Origin of the sequence: Guptibacillus spartinae, from assembly GCF_028610625.1 — a bacterium.
Lineage (GTDB): Bacteria > Bacillota > Bacilli > Bacillales > Guptibacillaceae > Guptibacillus > Guptibacillus spartinae.
The window spans coordinates 97,286-115,280 of the sequence record NZ_JAQQWU010000013.1 but is presented as its reverse complement, the minus strand read 5'-3'; the positions used below and the strand labels follow the sequence as shown (position 1 = coordinate 115,280).

Genomic DNA, 17,995 nt, shown 5'->3' with positions numbered 1-17,995 from the left:
GATCGTCAATACTGAGGGATAGATTTCGATCTATCGGGATAAAAGGAGAGAGCGTATGGGAGTTTGGTATTTTTTACTCTTGTTTATTGGGTTGTTTTTAGTAGGAAAAGGACTCATTGGAAGTAAACGAATTTCTTTCGTATGTATAGGCGCACTATTTATTTTGTTCGCTCTATTTATGTTTTCACCGGGGAGTGATGAGATCATTGCTGATTTATTGAATTTGAACTGAGAGGAACAGTGATGTAGAAAACGAAGGGCCGTAACTTTCCAAACGAGGTGTTGGGTTGAAGACAAAAGAAGATATCATGAAGCTAATCGAAACCGATGAACGAATGATGAAGATCATTAAGGCTGCGAGTCGGCTGAATTTGCCAGATTGGTGGATTTGTGCTGGATTTGTCCGATCAAAAATTTGGGACACACTGCACGAATTTGAAAACAGAACTGACCTACCAGACGTGGATGTCATTTATTTTGATCATAAAGATACGAGCGAGACAACAGAAAAGGAATTAGAAGCTGAGTTGAAGAGAATCCTTCCAGATGTCCCGTGGTCTGTGAAGAATGAAGCACGAATGCATGTGGTTAATCGCATAGAACCCTACACTTCTGCAGAGGATGCCATTTCCAAGTTTCCAGAAACCGCCACTGCTCTTGGTGTCAAAATCGATAAGGATCACAATCTTATTCTTACTGCTCCCTGGGGTGTGGATGATGTGATAAATTTAAAGGTCAATCCGACACCCTTTTTTAGAGAGAGTAAAGAGCGAGCCGTCATTTACAAAGAGCGTGTGATTCAGAAAAATTGGAAGGGGATTTGGGAGAAGATCGACGTGTATCAGTTATAAAAAATGTTCTTAGAAGGAGATTACTTGCGATGAGGTAGTCTCTTTTTTGTAATTAAAACAGAATGGAAGAGTTTAGTTAGTGGCTAAGAAACACAACGGATTTCTAGTTTATTACCAATTTTTGAAACTTTAGACAGTTGCTGATCGTACATTTAATAAAGCCAATAAAACGGAGGTAGTTTCTTGCTGAAAAAAATTCTACTTATTGCGATTATGCTCATAGTCACTGCTGGTTGTGCATCGAACCAGTCAGCTAGCGAAAATACGAAAGAAGAGAATACGCCGAAAGATGATGTCACTACGGTGCTAAATCAAATATTTTCAGGACCGGATGAAGAGCTAGCACAGTTATATAAAGAGGAAGAGTACGAGGAGGTTTCGAACTACTATATTAATAATTTCAAACCTTACTTTACAGAAGACTATATGGAGCATGCGATGAACACCAATTTGCTTAACAGCTTCCACCTTAAGGCGTTTGGAAAAGGTGTAGAAATGTCTATTGGCAAGATAAACGTTGAGCAAAGTGAGGATACAGCAACCGCCTATGATTTTGACATACAAGTCAATGTAAGCAATGGTCAAACGGCGGATGTTAGTGGGAGAGTCAACACAAACGAAGAAGGAAAGATTACGCAAATTCGCTATATGGATCCACAATCATTATCTTATGCTTTCGATACGGCAACTGAAACAGAAGACGGACTATTCAACTATGATCGTTCAAGATTAGTGAGTCGTACAGGAGATGAAGCCTATCAGCCTATGTATCCGACAGTCATGCCATTTGAAGTAGATGGGGTAGAAATCAAACATGAGAGTGAAGACGATAGCTTCATAACGTTTATCTTTTATGCAGAAACTGATATAAAAATGGAACTGATGACGGTTCAAGACGGTGAGATTTCCTCACAGAAGGATGAGACAGAAGAGGTTACGATTGGGGATCAAAAAGGAGTGTATGCAGGAAAAGAAGGTGAGATGCAGCGATTGATATGGACAGAAGGGTCGATTACCTATGAGTTGAAAGGGAAGATAGAAGACTTAACAAAAGAAGATCTGATTACGGTTGCGGAGTCTTTTGAATAAAGAAGGGGTGAGGGGAGCTGATCATTAAGAAGATGAGCTCTCTATTTCTAGTAATCTCACATTAAAAGAGTATTTTAAAAAATAGGGTAGGTATTCTATTGTTAAATTTTTCTGTTTCTCCCTTTACGTATACTTGGAGCTACAATGAAGAATCCACATAAAAAGCCTCCAATGGAAGAGCCAGTTAAAACACTCCATTTTGGAAGGTCACCACCTAATAATAAAATCATTAAAATCCATACAATCGGATAGATTAATAAACCTACCAATCCCCATAGCATCCGGTTTTTCACATTCAACACTCCAGTTTTTCTTTTTACATACTAGTAGCCTTCTTGATAACAGATTAAACAAAGCGTAGAGTTAATCTTTTCTATACAAGGATGATTTTTAAAGAAAGGTGGAATTTTATTGACGTACAAAGAGGATTGTCCATTTTGTAACCCGGGAAGAGACGAGAAACAAAAGATTCTATTTGAAAATGAATTTTGCTATTTCTTACAACATGATGATCATCAAGACGTCTTAGAAGGCTGTGGCGTCATTGTTCCAAAAAAGCATCACGCAAACGCATTTGAATTATCGAAAGAAGAGTGGAACGATACATATGAACTTTTACAGCGTGCAAAGACATACCTTGATGAAGAGTTTACTCCAGATGGCTATACCCTTGGATGGAATGTGGGAGAAGTCTCCAATCAATTCATTTTTCATAGTCATTTGCATGTTGTACCAAGATATGATGACGAACCTTTGGCTGGAAAGGGATTGCGTTACTGGTTGAAGCAGGCTGAAAATAAAAGAGAAAAGCACATCTAATCAAAGAGCGGTGATGAAATATAAAGGAAATCCCATTCGAACGGGATTTCCTTTTTTGCTGGTAACCTTTTTATAAAAAACTGAAACTTTTTGCCTTCACGTTCACTCTAATGGCAAAAGGAGGTTAATCATGAATGAAGTTAAGCTTGTAAAGAAAGCGAAAAGGGGAAACAAAGAGTCGTTTGAACAACTTCTTGTTTTACATAAAGATCAATTATATCGGACGGCATTTCTGTATATGCGAAATCGCGAGGATGCATTGGATGTTGTTCAAGAAACGGCGTTTCGAAGCTATTTAGCCATCAGGACGTTACAAGAAGAAAAGTTCTTTGTGACATGGCTAACCAAGATCCTCATTCGCTGTGCTTATGATGCCTTAAGGAAAAGAAAAAATGATGTTCCATTAGAAAAAGTAACGACAATTTTATCGAAGTTGGATAAACGTTCAGACGTTGTAATGGATTTGGCCGATGCTACAAATAAGCTAGATCAAAAATACCGTGATGTGATTGTCCTGTTTCATTATCATGATCTGTCGATAAAAGAAGTGGCTCACGTTCTGGAGCTACCTGAAAATACGGTGAAGACCTATCTACAAAGAGGGCGAAAGCAGTTAAGGACAATTTTAGAGGGGGGTCATTTTTATGAAGGAAAATTTATATAAGGATCAGTATGAAAAAATCGATGTGCCTGAGAATGAATTATTACGTTCGATTCAATCTGGTATTGATCAAGCGGACGGGAAACGGTCATTTAAACGTCAGCGAAACATAAAACGCTCCCTTGTTTCAACGGCAGCAGCGGTCGTTCTGTCAGCAACATTCCTTTCATCCAACGTCTCGAATGCGCTAGCAGAGGTTCCGGTTATTGGCGAAGCTTATCATGTCTTTAATGATATGGTCGGCCGGAACTTAACATCTCAACAATTAGTGACCGAACTTGATGAGAAATCGAGTAGTAAAGGGCTTGATGTGATGATGACGAGTGCGTATTACGATGGAGCCGTTATCGGTGTATCGTTTAAAGTGGTAGGTGATGTGAAAGAAGATGAGCTAGATGAAGTGAGTGGCTTCTATGAAATTTATGGAGGCAATGAAGCCATTAGCGATAGTAAAGAAATCGTTGCATTGGAGAAAAGTGGTGATGGCTACATTGGACAAATTCAGTTAGCATATCCAGGCGAAGAACTACCGGCCAACACCTCCTTCCCACTAGAATTTAAACGAATTGGAGAAAAAGAAGGCTCATGGAAATTCGATGTGCCGGTTGAGCAACTTCCATATGAGGAAATGAGCGTAGATCAAGAGAGTAAGAATGAGCAAGCAGAAGTTGCTGTTCAATTTGACTCCATCATAGAAGGTCAGGCGTCAACGGCTATCAATTATACTGGTACATTTCCGCTTGAAGGAAAGCATGATCAAGTTCGTCTTGATGTAGTGGATGAAAACGGCGAACCGGTAAACGTATCAGTGGATGGGATTGATCTAGAAACGAGTCAAGAAAATGATCAAATCGTTGTCAAAGGAAGAAGTATTATCCCTGAGAATCTAAAGGAGAGAACGGATTATATAGAGATCTATCCAAAAGTAGCACTTAGTGGAGGAGAAGATCAATTCATTCATCTTTCTGATAAACTCCCTATAAGCGTTCAATCAACTAGACAGGATCACGTGATTTCAGTCAACAATATGAAGGTTAACGGGGGGGAAGTAACACTTGACTTCCAAATTAATAATGGGAAAAACGATAAATATTTTGAGTTCTATAAAGATATGGCTCGAAATGAAGTTTTGCTAGTTAAAGAAAGCCGGAAAGACATTTATGAAGAACCACTTAAACATTCGGTGAAAGTGCTCGATAAAGAGAAGCTTTCTTTTAGAAGTACGTTTGATGTTAGCAACTTGAAAGATTTCAATGAAAAAAACTACGTCGTTAGAGTGAGTTTAGGGATGCTAAGTGGCAATTTGCCTGTCGAACTGGACCCGATTAAAGTGGAATTAAATTAAACTTTCTAATAGGATTGCTTTTTTTCAGGCAATCCTTTTTTTATGTGATCATCACAAGTTTTTGTCACTCAATTTCTACTTGAGTTCATAACACCAGTCTCTTCAAGAAAGAATTGATAGGATAAAGGCGAAGGGCAAGTTACACTTAAAACAACATGACGAAAGAGGTGGTAAGGTTGTTTGATATGCATAAGGTCGGGAAAAGAATAGCGCAATTGAGGAAGGAAAAAAACATCACACAGATGGCACTCGCAGATCTTTTAGGCGTCAGTTTTCAAGCAGTTAGCAACTGGGAACGCGGTCAAACGATGCCGGATATCTCCAAACTCCCTGATCTCGCTCAACAGTTTGATGTAAGCATTGATGACATTTTAGATGAAAGTAAAGGAACAAGAGTGGTGACTCAATTAGTAGAAAAAGGGTCATTAGAAAGTACAGAATTGATAGAGAAGGAAGAACTGATTCAAGCGGCACCCATTATTACAACAGAGCAGGTCGAAATGGCATACCAAAAGATCGATGGTGAATTAACTTCTGAAGAGATCCCCATTCTTTTACCCTACCTTCATCAAGAAACTATCGATGGATTGGCAAAAAAAGAATTTACGAAGAGAGGAATAAGCGGACTCTCTACATTTGCTTCTTTTGTTAGTCAGGAAGTGATGGACGCATGTGCAAAAGAAGAGTTCACGCGAAGTAGACTGCAACACTTTTCAATGGTGGCACCCTTTATTAGCCAAAACCTCATCGATGCTTGTGCGCTAGAAGAATGTCAATTGAATGGTGTGGAAGGATTATTACCGATCGCGCCATTTATAAGCGAAGAGGCTCTTAACGACTGCATTGAGGTTGAATATGAGATAAACGGATTAAAAGGCTTATCTTCGATTGCTCCATTTATAGAGGAAGAGACGTTAAATTATTTTGTTAAAGATAGCTCCCATGTAAATGGCATTTCCTCTATCGTTTCACTAGCTCCGTTTGTAGAGGAAGAGATTTTAAATGAACTCGCATTAGAAGCCATTTCGAAAGAAGGCATAAGTGGAATAACCTCGATCTTGCCTTATATTGATGATAATCTTTTATCAAAAAAGTAGCTACTTCATTATCTCCTTTATTCGAAAGATTTCTTTTCTTCGGCTATTCTCTTTTGGTCAGGATTACGATTGCTTTTGGTTATGAGATTGTTTTGACAGTAATTGATAACAGAACCATTAAAAAGAAAATGTGAGAAAAAGGCTTGCTAATGGATATTGTTATTAGCACTCCTTTTATTTATAGGATGAATCAGGAGAACCGTCCCGCCGATTCTGTAGTATCGACCATCATCTGGATAACGGTATCGCGAGAATTAGGAAAAACGTCAGACCGGACGAATGTACCTAAACTCGTTACGTTAATGTCAGCCGGTACGTTGTCAACTATCGTACTGACCATTTCGCTTTTTCAAGATATTCGGTTATAGAAAATGCTAAACAGCATTTCAAATGACGCAACTAGCAAGAGAAAGGAAGAGGGCAATGGCTAACTGTACAAATTGCCATCATAAATGGGGAGTTAAGGATCTGTGGTCACTAGGTTTCTCTAAAAGTGGAAAGAATTGTCCCAATTGCGGTGAGAAACAGTACCTATCAGCTGAAACGAAAAACACGTTTACGTTAGGCTATTTAAGTGTGTTATTTATATTTATTTTTCCTTTTTATATTAAGTTAAGCGACAAAGATGAACCATTATGGTGATGCTAATTTTAAATGAACCATTCGTCTGGAGGAATTCATTTGCGGCTATTTAAATCGATGAGCACTAGACAGTTAACGAATTGGAAAAGTGGAGCTATTGTTGGCTTTTATACTTATTTGATTTTATTGTTTGCGAACTATACTCATCATCTCCTTTATTCGGATGACTTCTTTTCTTCCGCTGTACTCTTTTGGTCGGGGTTATTGGCTGCAGTTGGTTATGAGCTTGTTTTAAATTTAAAGGATAAAAGAACCATTAAAAAGAAAATGTGAGAAAAAGGAGTGCTAATGGATATTGTTATTAGCACCCTTATTATTTATAGGATGAATCAGGAGAACCGTCCCGCCGATTCCGCCGATTCCAAAATCTGCCCATCACTCATCGTCACAATACGATCCGCATAAACCAACATTTCTTCATCATGAGTAACCGTAAGGGTGGTCATACCTAGCGATTTTGTGACGCCCTGAAGCAACGCCATCGTGTCTTTTGATCTTTTGGAATCAAGGCTTGCGGTTGGCTCATCCGCAAATAGAACTTTTGGATTGTGAATGATAGCTCGTGCGACGGCGACTCGCTGTTTCTCCCCACCTGATAAGGAGGGGGGGTAAGCTTTTAGTCGGTGGGTCATGCCAACCTGTTCTAAAATATTCTTAATCTGCGTTTCTTTCTCATGCTTACTGACCTTCATTCCCGCAATGTCCATCATCATTGCAAGTTGTTCTTCAACTGTTAAAAATGGGACGAGATGGGAGGATTGAAATACAAAGCCGAAATGGCGGGCGCGAATCTTTCGTACTTGTTCAGGACGGAGCTCAGCTAAGTTCTGATTTTCAAAGAGCACTTTTCCGCTCGTGAGCGGCTGAAGGCCGGCAGCGATTGTAAGCAACGTGCTTTTTCCTGAACCGGAAGCACCGATTAGCGCGGTTACTTCGCCTTTCTCCAGTGATAGATTGACTCCTTTTAATACTTCTTCTTCGCTTTCTCCATTTAGGAACGATTTTCTTATTTGTTCTAATTGTAGCTGTGCCATATTAAGCCTCTCCTTGCTGAATCGCCTGCAAAGGGTCGATTTTTTTAATTTGAAAGCCTGATAGCGTCGATCCGATGAATCCAACCACTGCAAAGACGAGGGAAAGCTGCAGGGTGGTGGTCAGGGTTAAATGGTATGGCATGCTTTCTGGAGCGACATATTGAAATACCTGACTAATCGCTGTCGAGATCAAAAGAGCAATAATCGTTATCAGAGCCATCTGGCTCCACATCATCTTGAACAAGACACTTGTCTTTATTCCGAGTGCTTTCAGAATGCCGTACATCCCGACTTTCTGGACATTCATCATATAAAAGAAAATGCCAAACAGCATGCCGCTAATCACAACGAGAAACCATACAATCATATTCAGCGTCATTTGCTCTGCCTGGTAACTTGGGATGGTAGAGAGAAATTCTTTTTTAGAATAGGATTGCAGGCCGCTGATGGTTTCCGTTGTATCTGGAAGATAGAGCAGCTGCCATTCATCCGTTCGGAACATCTCTTCAAATGTTTCCTGACTAATCAATGCAGCAGGTGAATGGTTGAACGTTTGGTTATCAACAAAATCGATCACCTTAAACGTTCCATCAAAGAGAGGGCTCGATAGTTCGTCACCAACCTCGATACCTTCTGCTTTTAAGCCTGAATCGAGAATCACTTCCCCTTCGTTTACTTGTTTCAGTAACGGTGTATCGGTAGAAGTGAGGAAGGCGACGCTTTGCTGGTTGTCTGCTTCGTTTTTGAGTGAACCCATTTGAATTGAAAATGCAAAGGCGTCATGCTTGCTGTTAAGAATTTGTTGTTTACTAGCGTTTATATGGGACTGGGAAAACGATTCATTTGCATCTTCACTCATGTAAAAGGTGCCATCGGGCATGTTCTTGATTAATGAGACGTTATCCTGAGATAATCCATTAGCTAGACCTGAAATGATAAACGTGACCAGGCTAATGAGTAGTACGATGGAGCCAACAATAAGATACCTTGATTTATTCTTCTTCATTTCTTTCCAGGCGATTTTCATTGATCCTCATTCCTTTCTAAAAAAACCTTTTATTCCTTACACCGATTACTTTAAATCAGCTAAGTGAACAAAAGGTTAATATACGATTACAAATGAGGAAGAATGACGGTAAAGGTGGTGCCTTTTCCTAATTGACTTTCAACGACAATTTCCCCGTGATGGAGTTCAATGATTTCTTTCACAATGGATAAGCCGAGTCCGGTACCCTGATTTGTTTTTGTACGCGCGAGGTCAGCGCGATAAAAGCGATCGAAAATTTGATCTATTTCGTTCGGCGCCAGGCCGATGCCTGTATCAGAGACAGTGATGTTAATAGCATCATCAACCTGATCTAGTGCGACCTCAATCGAACCGCCTGGCTTATTGTACTTGATGGCGTTTGTTAAAAGGTTTTCCCAGACGGTATACAATAGCTCTGGATTTCCTTTATAGGTAACTTCATCAACAGAATACGTTAACGAAAGGTCCTTTTCATCGATAAGCCAATAATAGCGATGCAAAAGGCTTTTTAATTGAGCGGATAAGTCGAATGTTTGCCTTGAGTAATCTTCCTTTTTTGATTCAAGAGAGGATAGGGTTAACAGCTGTTTGGATAAAATAGACATTCGTTCTGCTTCCTCTTGAATCACTCGTAAGTAAGTCTTCCGGTCTTCCTCAGAAAGGGCATCGTTTTCTAATAAACGACTGTACCCCTGAATGTTTAATAAAGGCGTCTGTATATCGTGGGAAACATTCGAGACAAAGGATTTTCGAAGCTTATCTAATTTCCCGAGTCTTGCGATCATCTCCTTGAAATTCTGTGCTAGCTGGCCAATCTCATCTTTTCGATGAATGGCTAAGTGAACATCAAAGCCTTCTTCTCGCACTTTGTTCGTTGCGTGAGAGAGCTTTCGAATCGGACGAATCAGCATCGCAGACCAAACGAGTTCAGCAAGTAAGCTTAAGATAAAAATCACCAACACCATCCACCCTAAAAGAAGATGGATTTCATTAAATAAGAGCTTAATATCTGGCCGCAAAAATAGGGCATACTGCTTACCATCATAAGTTAACGGCACACCGACTGAATTTTTAAGCTCGTTGGCAAAGAACCCCGTCACAAATGTTTTCTTCGGAAATGCCTTCATGCCATGATACGGCTCTCCATCTAAGACATCATCGATGACTTGTTGCGAGAGGTTTGTTTCTTTAAATGCCCCTCCATAAAAACGTTGTTCCTCTTTCCTTACTAAAAAAAGCTGGTAGCCTGTTGCCGCTGTATGGCTGAGGTACTCGTCTAGATTTGTCTGGTTTTCGGCGAACTCCGCTATGTTTGTCGCGATCTCCATGTTTTTCGCGTCGTTTTCTCGTTTTAAGTTGTTTTGATAGTAAGCATTCGCAAATAAAAAGCCAATAATGGAGCTGACGAGCATAATGACTAAAGTTGTTAAGATGAATTTTGAATAGAGGGATTTCATGACAATACCTCTAGCTTATAGCCTACGCCGCGAACGGTCACAATTTTCATGGTAGAGGTAAAGGCTCCGAGTCGTTCACGAATCCTCTTAATGTGAACATTGACTGTTCTTTCATCTCCTTCGAAATCGTAGCCCCAGATCTTTTCGATCAGATCATCTCGCTGAAAAACCTGGTTTGGTCGAGAAGCCAATAGCGCTAGTAACTCAAACTCTTTCAATGGCATTAGTAGGTGCTGTTTTCCAATGTGCACCTCATAATTTTTTCGATCGATTTTAACGTCCTTCAGCTGAATCACATGTTGACTCGGCTGATCATAACGCCTTAATACAGCCTGGACACGAAAAATCAGTTCCTTCGGTTCAAATGGTTTGACGATATAATCATCTGTTCCTGCGGTGAAGCCCTGTTCTTTGTCATGCAGCTCGCCCTTGGCCGTTAATAAAATAACGGGTATATCGTACAACTCTCTTATTCTCCGAGTCAGGGTGTACCCATCCATGCCTGGCATCATGACATCCACAATCGCAAGGTCAATTGTTTTATCTTCTAGTAAAGCTAACGCTTCAGCCCCATTCGTTGATTTGTATGTATGATAACCTGCCTCTTTTAGCGTTACTTCAACAAGGTTTAAAATGTGCGGATCATCATCAATCGTTAAGATGGAAATCACTTGTTTCATCCTTTCCTATGAATTCTCTCCTACTATCTTACAACGTAAAGGTGAACAGGAGATGAACGGAGAGAATATTATGGTTCATTTTTCCTGCCAATTGATCCCACACGATTCGTGTACTGTCCTTTTTCATTCTTTCTCAACTTCGCTTCTTTCAAGCGACCATTAAGAGCTTTTTTTATAACATGAAAAATAAAAGCGTCTAAATGACAAATATATATTGCAAAAAGACGTCAATATTATATAATGGAAAAAGAAGGATAAGTTGATTGAGAAAATGAGGGGGATGAAGATGAGTATCGAAATGCACCAGCTTTCAAAAATGTTTAATAAGCATGAATTTGCGCTTTCTGACGTTGATTTTATGCTACGAAAAGGAGAGGTTGTTGGGCTCGTTGGACCAAATGGAGCTGGGAAAACAACGTTAATGAAAATCATTTCTGGGATTATCGTACAGTATGATGGAGAGCTTACGTTTCAAGGAGAAGGTCGTTCCGTTGGAAGTTTAATTGAAAAGCCGAAGTTCTTTCCAAATAAGAGCGGACGCTACAATATCAATTATTTCCATTCGTTGTTCGGTGGAGACGATCAGCATTTCGATGAAATCATTGAGTCTTTAGGGATAGAGACCTACTTAAAGAAAAAGGTGAAGAACTATTCGCTTGGAATGAAGCAGCGTCTTGGCATAGCACTTGCGCTCATTTCAAATCCTGATTATCTTGTGTTAGACGAACCAACAAATGGCATGGATCCGGATGGGATCCGTCACATTTTAGGATACTTGAAGAGACTGGCAAAAGAAAAAGGCATTGGCATTCTCATTTCTAGTCACATTTTAGAAGATATCGAGAGTATGAGTGATCGCGTTTATGTGATTAAAGAAGGACGGATGATCAATGAATATGCTGGGAACCAGCACGATCGAGAAGTGTTAGAGCTTACATTTTCAGAAGGCGATCTTCATCAGGCTTTGCATGTGTTAGAAGCATACGAGGGAGTAACCCGAAATGGTCAAATTCTATCCGTTCCGTTTGCGGGGAATATGAAACAGGTCTTGAAGCACTTAAGTCAAAACGATCTTTTCCCGGTTGATGTAAACCGGAAAAAGGACACGCTTGAAGATTTCTATTTTCAAAATATGGAGAGTGAAGCGAAGTGAATATAAGCCAATTTTTTAAGCTTGAGATCAAACGAAACCTTAACCTGGCACTGTTTCTTTCCATTGGATTTGCTTTTTTATTTGGAGGTGGAATCGTGTATGCGATTTACCAGATGGACGGTCCATTTCAGCCTCAAAATGTTTCTGGATTATATTCCGGGGTTGCAACGGTAGCGCTTGGCGTTTTTTGTGCAAAAGTGGTGATCGCCGATCTGCATCATGGAACGATTTACCTTTTATTCACGGCAGCTCGTAATCGGATCATCTTTTTGATTTCGCGTGTATTGGTGATCTCCGTTGTCTCGTTCCTGTTCGGGCTTGGATGCGCAGCGCTTCTTTATGTCAATCATGCCTTAAACGGGCAGGCTTTTTCAGCAGGGGATGTTGGGCAGGCTGTGCTGCAGTATGTGTTGTTCGGAGTCTTTTTCACCTTACTGTTTCAAGTGATTTCGATGTTCTATCAAAAGGTGATGCAGCTGCTAATTCTTTCCCTTGTGACAATCTTGGTGCTTCCTGGGCTACTTGGCATCGTGTTTCAAGTAGAGGCCATTCCTGAATTTGTGAAGGATCTCGTCGCGTATGCGCCCGTATACAGCCTGCCAAATCAGTTACCATTTCTTGCGCTAGATGGAGTAGAAATGGGTGTTGCAGCGATTGTTAGTTTACTATTGTTTGTGTTTGCATATGAGCGGTTACCAAAGGTTGATTACTAAGTTTTAGGAGGAAGAGGAACAATGAGATTTGGTTTTAAGAAAAGACAACACGATGAACGGGTGACCAATCTGCAAAATAAGATTTACCGGGAAGTGTATATTTTAGTTTTAATCATTTGTGGGTTATCGATTGTATACAAACAATTTTTCGTTGATGGGGGAACACAACAAATATGGACGGAAGTGATTATTGTGGTTGTGAGTTCCGTGTTCTATGTTGGGAGATCAGCGATGCTTGGGATCTTTTCAGATGAAGTTGAGATGCGTGAGTCGAGTAAGTTGAGTTTTAATAAACGGAATTTCTTTATCAGTCTTTTCTTTGGAGTGGGGTTTTCCCTGCTTCTTGCGATTAGAAACTCTCTAAAGTATGCAGAAGGCACTCAGGAAACGGTTTATTTTTTCCTCAGTATTTTATTCGGGTGCTTGATGATTTACATTCCTGTATTATTTGCCATAATGGTGTTACCCTTAGCGATAGCGAAGCGTAAAAGTGATCAAGTGAATGAGCAAGAGTTAGAAGAGATGGATGATGAAGATGTGCGGTGATCAATGGTGAAGAATGTACGACTAAAAATGGCGCGAGTCGAGCACGACCTCTCGCAGCAGGAGCTAGCCAAAAAGGTGGGGGTGTCCAGACAAACGATTGGATTGATTGAGCTCGGAAAATATAACCCAACGCTCCAGCTTTGTTTGTCGATTTGTTGGGCATTGGATAAGTCACTGGATGAATTGTTTTGGATGGATCCGGAATAGAAGAGAAAGCTGCGACACTTGATTATGGAGTGACGCAGCTTTTTTAGTTCGCTTTTTTTCCGAAGTTATGGGCAATTGATAGGATGCCTACGATGAAACATGGAAAGCTGACGAGGATGGTTTCAAACCACGTATTTCCGATTGCCCGATATAATAATATGACTAAAATTGTAGCGATAAAGTAGGTCGGTATAAATTTTTTTGATAGTAGTAAGGTGTTCATGTGTTTGCAACTCCCGTTGGTTTCTAAGTAACGATTTAGCTGTTTATGTAAACTAATTCTATCATAATCCAATGAACCATCATCGTGAAGGTCATGTTGGAAGCTGTTTTTGGGAAAGATGAGGCTATTGGAATGAAAGAGGTGCTCATCATGGAAATCACAATGGATGCCTTAAAGGTCATTTTTCGGGTTCTCACCATTCTCCCCTTTATGCTGGCGATCGGAATTTATATGGGAAAGCGTTCAATGGGGGAACTTCCTGTTTTTGATTTTTTGGTCGTGCTTGTCTTTGGTTCGGTTGTAGGGGCGGATATTGCGGATCCGAAAATTGAACACATACATACGGTTGTGGCGATGATTGCAATTGCACTTTTACAAAAAGTGATTGTTAAAATCAAGCTGAAGAATCAGAAGGTAGGAAAGCTTTTGTCCATTGAACCGACGGTGGTGATTTATCAGGGGAATTTTCTCAGAAAAAATATGGAGCGAATTCAGTACTCTCTTGATAATATTCTCCAAATGCTCCGGGAAAAAGATGTGTTTTATACGAAAGATGTGGAGCTTGCCATTGTCGAAGCGAATGGAAGGCTTAGTGTAAAGTTGTATGCAGGTAAGGAAGGTGTCGTGCGAGAAGATATTGGGGTTTACAAGAAAAGCGATCCATTTGAAATTCCTGTTATTCTGGATGGACGCGTGCAGTACGAATTGTTAAAGCATATTAGACGAACAGAAGCTTGGTTAATGGCTGAGCTTGAGAAAGCAGGTGAGCCCAAGATTGAGGGGATTTTTTATTGTGGAGTGGATCAAGAAGGCTCACTTGTAATATCAAGGAAGGAACAAACTTTAGCGGATGTTCCCCCTATCATACATTGAGGTAAAGTAGTCAGAGTAAACCTGACTACTTTTTCTTGTTGAAAATTTATTTCAACATATGATAGGCTATACGTTGTGTTGATTTGAACATAAAACCAATTATTTCTATCGGGTTTCGAAATGAATAGGAAGAGGATGTAAAATAGAAAATGTTCCATTTGCAAAGTATACGTAAGGAATACACTTTTTATGAAAGCCTTATCAGTATCTGGATAAAATATTTCTATCATTCATTTATTTGAATAAATATTTTTTCTTGAAAACCATTGTATTAAAAATAAATTCATGTATAATCAAATTTACAGAATAATTATTTCATAACGATATTCCAAATAAGGGGGAATGAATAGGGAACCTGTTCCAGCAAAGCGTTGAAATTGCTGTTTTTTTTACAGGTCATGTGAAAGCGGTTACTGTATTTTTATGAATTTAAATGACACTGGGGTCTAGTGAAAATGGTCTACCATGAATTGGCGACCGAGGGGTTAACAAAAATAAACTACATAAAGGGGAATGAGTATTTTGAAAAAATTAGCAATGGTACTATCTACTATTCTATTAATTGCAATGCTTGCAGCTTGTGGGAATAGTAACGAAAAAGCAAGTAGTAATGGTGGAAATGAAAGCGCTTCAGGCGATGCGAAAGTGATTAAAGCTGGTATTGGTTTAAATGAAGATCACCCACAGTATAAAGGATTGTTAAAATTTAAAGAAATCGTTGAAGAGAAAACAGACGGTGCGATTAAGGTTGAAACTTACCATAGTGGTCAACTAGGCGATGACCGTTCGATGACGGAAGCACTTCAGCTTGGTACGCAAGAAGTAACGATTCCATCAACAGCTCCACTTGCAAACTTTGTTCCAGATTTCAGCGTATACGATATTCCGTTCCTATTCCCGAATGAAGAAGTGGCAGATACTGTTCTTGATAGTGACGTTGGACAAGACCTACTTAAAAAGCTAGAAAGCCAAAACCTTGTTGGTCTATCGTATTGGGAGAACGGTTTCCGTGATCTAACAAATAGTGAACATCCTGTAGCGACAATGGATGATTTCGATGGTCTTAAAATACGTACAATGGAAAATGATCTTCACCTTGATGCCTTTAGCGCACTAGGAGCAAACCCGACACCGATGGCATTTACTGAGCTTTTCACTGCCTTGCAACAGGGGACAGTGGACGGCCAGGAGAATCCTTACGCAACTATCTATCTTCAAAAGTTCTATGAAGTTCAAGATTATGTATCAAACACGCATCACATCTATAGTCCGTTTGTATTCTTGATGAGCAAATCATTCTATGATGGTTTATCAGAAGATCAGCAGAAAATTGTCAAAGACGCGGCTGTTGAAGCAGGTAAATACGAGCGTAAATTGAATCGTGAAGCGAATGAAAAATATCTTCAATCTCTTCAAGATGAAGGCATGGAATATACAGAAATTACTCCTGAAGCCCGTGAAGAAATGGTGAAAGCGGTTGCTCCAGTCATTGATGAGTATAAGAGCCAAATTGGCGAAGAAACCGTTGATAAAGTCTACAAAGCGATTGAAGACGCGCAAAAATAATCCAATCGTGATGGGATGTACGCTGTGGAAACGATCTGCAGCGTATATTCTTTCTATCTTATTTACTTACTAATACGAGAATCAGTTGAGGTGAAGGCATGAAGATCATTCGAGCGATAGATCGTAGACTGGAAGAATTCCTGCTCGTAGTCTTTTCAACGTTGATGGTGAGTGTTATTTTCCTGCAGGTTGTGATGCGGGTGACGGGAAACTCCCTATCATGGTCAGAAGAGCTCGGGCGATACAGTTTCATCTGGTTAGTGTACATAGGCATTAGCTACGGAGTAAAGAAGCAGCGGCATATTAAAGTAGAAGTCATGCTTCTCTTGCTGAAGGAAAAAGGAAAGTTAATTGTTGCAATGATTGCGAACTTATTATTCTTGCTCTTTTGTCTTTATGTCATTGTTTACGGTTATGACATTGCAAGCCAATTATTAAGCTTTGGTCAAAAGTCGCCAGCCTTACATATTCCGATGGGGGCCGTTTATATGGCAACGCCAATTGGATTTGGGTTGTCAGCGATTCGCTTGCTACAAAATCTCTATAGTCAGTTCAAGATGCTGACAGGGAAACAGGAAGTTAACGTCGAGGACGAACGTGATCGTATTATGAAACAGGAAGGAGACGATGAGTCATGACAACATTGATACTATTTGGTTCATTTGCACTTCTCCTGTTTTTAAGTGTACCCATTGGAATTGCGCTTGGCCTTTCGACACTCGCAACTATTTTGTATACAGGAGCGATCCCGATCCCTTTTCTAATGAAGGAACTGGTTACTTCTGTTGATTCGTTTCCATTAATGGCTGTTCCGTTTTTCATCCTAGCTGGTGAAATTATGGGGAAAGGCGGCATTTCGGAAAGACTCTTTAACTTTGCGAATGCGCTTGTTGGAAACAAAACAGGTGGCTTTGCGATGGCGACCATCGTCACGTGTATGTTCTTCGCCGCTATCTCTGGATCAGGTCCAGCAACAGTTGCTGCGATCGGTGGGATCATGATTCCAGCCATGGTGAAGCAAGGGTATGATAAAAAGTTTGCGACAGCTACTGTTGCAGCAGCAGGTTCGATTGGCGTTATCATTCCCCCAAGTATTCCAATGGTGATCTATGGTGTCGTTGGTGGGGCTTCTATTGGTGACATGTTTATCGCAGGAATCATTCCAGGACTTCTAGTGGGGCTATCCCTTATGGTTTGGGCCTACATGTATTCAAAGAAAAACAATTACCGCGGGTCAGATCAAAAGACAACGCTCGCAAACATTTGGAAAACGTTTTGGGAAGCAAAATGGGCGCTTGTTATTCCAGTGATCATTCTAGGTGGGATTTACGGTGGTATTTTCACACCAACCGAGGCAGCTGTTATTGCCGTCGTTTACGGAATTATTGCTGGACTGTTCCTATACGGCGAATTGGCGTTGAAAGACTTGCCGAAGCTATTAGCAGATGCGGCTTTAACAACCGCAACCGTTTTAATTATCGTTGGCTCTGCGACAGCATTCGGACGTTTGCTAACCATTGAACAAATTCCAACGCAAGTTGCGAACTTCTTACTATCGATCTCTGATAGCGAGATCGTGATTATTCTATTAATTACGGTTCTCCTTCTTTTAGTAGGTTGTTTCATGGATACGCTGGCAGCGATCATCATTTTAACTCCTATTCTACTACCAATTGCCGTGAACATTGGGTTTGATCCGATTCATTTCGGTATCATTATGGTCGTTAACTTAGCGATTGGCTTTATTACTCCGCCACTAGGCGTGAATCTCTTTGTTGGGTCGGGAATCTCGGGATTATCGATCGAGCAGTTATCAAAAGCCATTATTCCATATTTCTTTGCAATGGTGTTCTCGCTCTTAATGATTACATTCATACCAGAATTATCACTCTGGTTAATCAGTTTTGGAAAATAGGGAGGCAGCGTTCTCCTGGTTTCATAGATCCCTTGCTTTTCGGCAAGGGGTTTTTATTACATAGTAACGTTTTAAATTCATGAAGAGAGTGGGGATT

The 17,995-nt window shown here is 40.2% G+C and carries 24 protein-coding genes; 18 read left to right on the top strand and 6 right to left on the bottom strand.

The features are described 5' to 3' along the window. Positions 1-55: 55 nt before the first annotated feature. The 3 genes from PQ511_RS19070 to PQ511_RS19060 all read left to right on the top strand — a co-directional run bounded on the left by PQ511_RS19070 (position 56) and on the right by PQ511_RS19060 (position 1,940). The gene (locus PQ511_RS19070) at positions 56-232 is read left to right on the top strand and encodes a hypothetical protein (RefSeq protein ID WP_168212286.1); all 177 of its coding nucleotides are present in this window, start codon (positions 56-58) and stop codon (positions 230-232) included. A 76-nt stretch (positions 233-308) separates the two neighbouring features. Further along, positions 309-851 (top strand): nucleotidyltransferase family protein, encoded by a 543-nt coding sequence (locus PQ511_RS19065; protein WP_273853554.1) that lies wholly within the window; start codon positions 309-311, stop codon positions 849-851. Positions 852-1,034: 183 nt separating this feature from the next. Then, positions 1,035-1,940, top strand: a complete 906-nt coding sequence (locus tag PQ511_RS19060) for a DUF4367 domain-containing protein (protein WP_273853526.1) — start codon at positions 1,035-1,037, stop codon at positions 1,938-1,940. 101 nt (positions 1,941-2,041) lie between these two features. On the opposite strand, the gene PQ511_RS19055 is transcribed toward PQ511_RS19060, so the two are convergent. Next, a complete protein-coding gene (locus tag PQ511_RS19055; protein WP_273853525.1) occupies positions 2,042-2,233 on the bottom strand; it encodes a hypothetical protein in 192 nt (63 codons plus the stop codon). A 118-nt stretch (positions 2,234-2,351) separates the two neighbouring features. Here PQ511_RS19055 and PQ511_RS19050 point away from each other — a divergent pair, with 118 nt between their 5' ends. From PQ511_RS19050 to PQ511_RS19020, 7 genes are all read left to right on the top strand, one after another. Next, on the top strand, positions 2,352-2,759 hold the full coding sequence (locus tag PQ511_RS19050) for an HIT family protein (protein WP_273853523.1): 408 nt from the start codon (positions 2,352-2,354) through the stop codon (positions 2,757-2,759). A gap of 130 nt (positions 2,760-2,889) precedes the next feature. Beyond that, positions 2,890-3,423, top strand: coding sequence for a sigma-70 family RNA polymerase sigma factor (locus PQ511_RS19045; RefSeq protein ID WP_273853521.1), 534 nt, complete (start codon positions 2,890-2,892; stop codon positions 3,421-3,423). Beyond that, positions 3,404-4,765 carry a DUF4179 domain-containing protein gene (locus PQ511_RS19040; protein ID WP_273853520.1) on the top strand — a complete coding sequence of 454 codons (1,362 nt, stop codon included), beginning with the start codon at positions 3,404-3,406 and terminating at the stop codon, positions 4,763-4,765. The genes PQ511_RS19045 and PQ511_RS19040 overlap by 20 nt, the downstream gene beginning before the upstream one ends. Positions 4,766-4,950: 185 nt before the next feature. Beyond that, positions 4,951-5,862 (top strand): helix-turn-helix domain-containing protein, encoded by a 912-nt coding sequence (locus tag PQ511_RS19035; protein ID WP_273853553.1) that lies wholly within the window; start codon positions 4,951-4,953, stop codon positions 5,860-5,862. A 185-nt stretch (positions 5,863-6,047) separates the two neighbouring features. Next, a complete protein-coding gene (locus PQ511_RS23775) occupies positions 6,048-6,230 on the top strand; it encodes a hypothetical protein (RefSeq protein ID WP_273853552.1) in 183 nt (60 codons plus the stop codon). Between the two features lie 55 nt (positions 6,231-6,285). Beyond that, a complete protein-coding gene (locus tag PQ511_RS19025; protein ID WP_273853519.1) occupies positions 6,286-6,504 on the top strand; it encodes a hypothetical protein in 219 nt (72 codons plus the stop codon). Positions 6,505-6,543: 39 nt separating this feature from the next. Then, positions 6,544-6,777, top strand: coding sequence for a hypothetical protein (locus PQ511_RS19020; RefSeq protein ID WP_273853518.1), 234 nt, complete (start codon positions 6,544-6,546; stop codon positions 6,775-6,777). 56 nt (positions 6,778-6,833) lie between these two features. Here the strand turns inward: PQ511_RS19020 and PQ511_RS19015 are convergent, their stop codons facing one another. The 4 genes from PQ511_RS19015 to PQ511_RS19000 form a co-directional block, all read right to left on the bottom strand. After that, the gene (locus tag PQ511_RS19015; RefSeq protein ID WP_273853517.1) at positions 6,834-7,538 is read right to left on the bottom strand and encodes an ABC transporter ATP-binding protein; all 705 of its coding nucleotides are present in this window, start codon (positions 7,536-7,538) and stop codon (positions 6,834-6,836) included. A gap of 1 nt (position 7,539) precedes the next feature. Then, the gene (locus PQ511_RS19010; RefSeq protein WP_273853516.1) at positions 7,540-8,565 is read right to left on the bottom strand and encodes an ABC transporter permease; all 1,026 of its coding nucleotides are present in this window, start codon (positions 8,563-8,565) and stop codon (positions 7,540-7,542) included. 86 nt (positions 8,566-8,651) lie between these two features. Continuing rightward, positions 8,652-10,022 carry a sensor histidine kinase gene (locus PQ511_RS19005; RefSeq protein ID WP_273853515.1) on the bottom strand — a complete coding sequence of 457 codons (1,371 nt, stop codon included), beginning with the start codon at positions 10,020-10,022 and terminating at the stop codon, positions 8,652-8,654. Continuing rightward, entirely contained in the window at positions 10,019-10,693 is a 675-nt protein-coding gene (locus tag PQ511_RS19000; protein ID WP_273853514.1) for a response regulator transcription factor, read from the bottom strand. Before PQ511_RS19000 ends, PQ511_RS19005 begins: the two co-directional genes overlap by 4 nt. 295 nt (positions 10,694-10,988) lie before the next feature. On the opposite strand from PQ511_RS19000, the gene PQ511_RS18995 reads away from it, so the two are divergent. Genes PQ511_RS18995 through PQ511_RS18980 form a run of 4 tightly spaced genes read left to right on the top strand, consistent with a single transcriptional unit; the run spans position 10,989 to position 13,321 of the window. Beyond that, entirely contained in the window at positions 10,989-11,855 is an 867-nt protein-coding gene (locus PQ511_RS18995) for an ATP-binding cassette domain-containing protein (RefSeq protein WP_273853513.1), read from the top strand. After that, complete coding sequence (locus PQ511_RS18990; protein ID WP_273853512.1) at positions 11,852-12,568, top strand: hypothetical protein; 717 nt, start codon at positions 11,852-11,854, stop codon at positions 12,566-12,568. Before PQ511_RS18995 ends, PQ511_RS18990 begins: the two co-directional genes overlap by 4 nt. A 21-nt stretch (positions 12,569-12,589) precedes the next feature. Beyond that, positions 12,590-13,114, top strand: coding sequence for a DUF6773 family protein (locus tag PQ511_RS18985; protein ID WP_273853511.1), 525 nt, complete (start codon positions 12,590-12,592; stop codon positions 13,112-13,114). A 6-nt stretch (positions 13,115-13,120) separates the two neighbouring features. Then, positions 13,121-13,321, top strand: a complete 201-nt coding sequence (locus PQ511_RS18980) for a helix-turn-helix transcriptional regulator (RefSeq protein WP_226658870.1) — start codon at positions 13,121-13,123, stop codon at positions 13,319-13,321. Between the two features lie 43 nt (positions 13,322-13,364). Here the strand turns inward: PQ511_RS18980 and PQ511_RS18975 are convergent, their stop codons facing one another. Continuing rightward, the gene (locus tag PQ511_RS18975) at positions 13,365-13,544 is read right to left on the bottom strand and encodes a hypothetical protein (protein ID WP_273853510.1); all 180 of its coding nucleotides are present in this window, start codon (positions 13,542-13,544) and stop codon (positions 13,365-13,367) included. 150 nt (positions 13,545-13,694) lie between these two features. Between PQ511_RS18975 and PQ511_RS18970 the strand changes: the two genes are divergently transcribed. The 4 genes from PQ511_RS18970 to PQ511_RS18955 all read left to right on the top strand — a co-directional run bounded on the left by PQ511_RS18970 (position 13,695) and on the right by PQ511_RS18955 (position 17,898). After that, the gene (locus PQ511_RS18970; protein ID WP_273853509.1) at positions 13,695-14,417 is read left to right on the top strand and encodes a DUF421 domain-containing protein; all 723 of its coding nucleotides are present in this window, start codon (positions 13,695-13,697) and stop codon (positions 14,415-14,417) included. A 522-nt stretch (positions 14,418-14,939) separates the two neighbouring features. Beyond that, positions 14,940-15,983 (top strand): TRAP transporter substrate-binding protein, encoded by a 1,044-nt coding sequence (locus PQ511_RS18965; RefSeq protein WP_273853508.1) that lies wholly within the window; start codon positions 14,940-14,942, stop codon positions 15,981-15,983. Positions 15,984-16,081: 98 nt separating this feature from the next. After that, the gene (locus PQ511_RS18960) at positions 16,082-16,621 is read left to right on the top strand and encodes a TRAP transporter small permease (RefSeq protein WP_273853507.1); all 540 of its coding nucleotides are present in this window, start codon (positions 16,082-16,084) and stop codon (positions 16,619-16,621) included. Continuing rightward, the gene (locus tag PQ511_RS18955; protein ID WP_273853506.1) at positions 16,618-17,898 is read left to right on the top strand and encodes a TRAP transporter large permease; all 1,281 of its coding nucleotides are present in this window, start codon (positions 16,618-16,620) and stop codon (positions 17,896-17,898) included. Before PQ511_RS18960 ends, PQ511_RS18955 begins: the two co-directional genes overlap by 4 nt. The last annotated feature ends 97 nt before the right edge of the window (positions 17,899-17,995 follow it).

Bases quoted from the DNA above. Each gene is read 5' to 3' on its own strand.
- PQ511_RS18955 (WP_273853506.1), top strand. From the start codon at position 16,618: ATGACAACATTGATACTATTTGGTTCATTTGCACTTCTCCTGTTTTTA.
- PQ511_RS19040 (WP_273853520.1), top strand. From the start codon at position 3,404: ATGAAGGAAAATTTATATAAGGATCAGTATGAAAAAATCGATGTGCCT.
- PQ511_RS23775 (WP_273853552.1), top strand. From the start codon at position 6,048: ATGAATCAGGAGAACCGTCCCGCCGATTCTGTAGTATCGACCATCATC.
- PQ511_RS19005 (WP_273853515.1), bottom strand. From the start codon at position 10,022: ATGAAATCCCTCTATTCAAAATTCATCTTAACAACTTTAGTCATTATG.
- PQ511_RS18970 (WP_273853509.1), top strand. From the start codon at position 13,695: ATGGAAATCACAATGGATGCCTTAAAGGTCATTTTTCGGGTTCTCACC.
- PQ511_RS19070 (WP_168212286.1), top strand. From the start codon at position 56: ATGGGAGTTTGGTATTTTTTACTCTTGTTTATTGGGTTGTTTTTAGTA.
- PQ511_RS19015 (WP_273853517.1), bottom strand. From the start codon at position 7,538: ATGGCACAGCTACAATTAGAACAAATAAGAAAATCGTTCCTAAATGGA.
- PQ511_RS18975 (WP_273853510.1), bottom strand. From the start codon at position 13,544: ATGAACACCTTACTACTATCAAAAAAATTTATACCGACCTACTTTATC.
- PQ511_RS19010 (WP_273853516.1), bottom strand. From the start codon at position 8,565: ATGAAAATCGCCTGGAAAGAAATGAAGAAGAATAAATCAAGGTATCTT.
- PQ511_RS18985 (WP_273853511.1), top strand. From the start codon at position 12,590: ATGAGATTTGGTTTTAAGAAAAGACAACACGATGAACGGGTGACCAAT.
- PQ511_RS19035 (WP_273853553.1), top strand. From the start codon at position 4,951: ATGCATAAGGTCGGGAAAAGAATAGCGCAATTGAGGAAGGAAAAAAAC.
- PQ511_RS19065 (WP_273853554.1), top strand. From the start codon at position 309: ATGAAGCTAATCGAAACCGATGAACGAATGATGAAGATCATTAAGGCT.
- PQ511_RS18960 (WP_273853507.1), top strand. From the start codon at position 16,082: ATGAAGATCATTCGAGCGATAGATCGTAGACTGGAAGAATTCCTGCTC.
- PQ511_RS18995 (WP_273853513.1), top strand. From the start codon at position 10,989: ATGAGTATCGAAATGCACCAGCTTTCAAAAATGTTTAATAAGCATGAA.
- PQ511_RS19025 (WP_273853519.1), top strand. From the start codon at position 6,286: ATGGCTAACTGTACAAATTGCCATCATAAATGGGGAGTTAAGGATCTG.
- PQ511_RS19045 (WP_273853521.1), top strand. From the start codon at position 2,890: ATGAATGAAGTTAAGCTTGTAAAGAAAGCGAAAAGGGGAAACAAAGAG.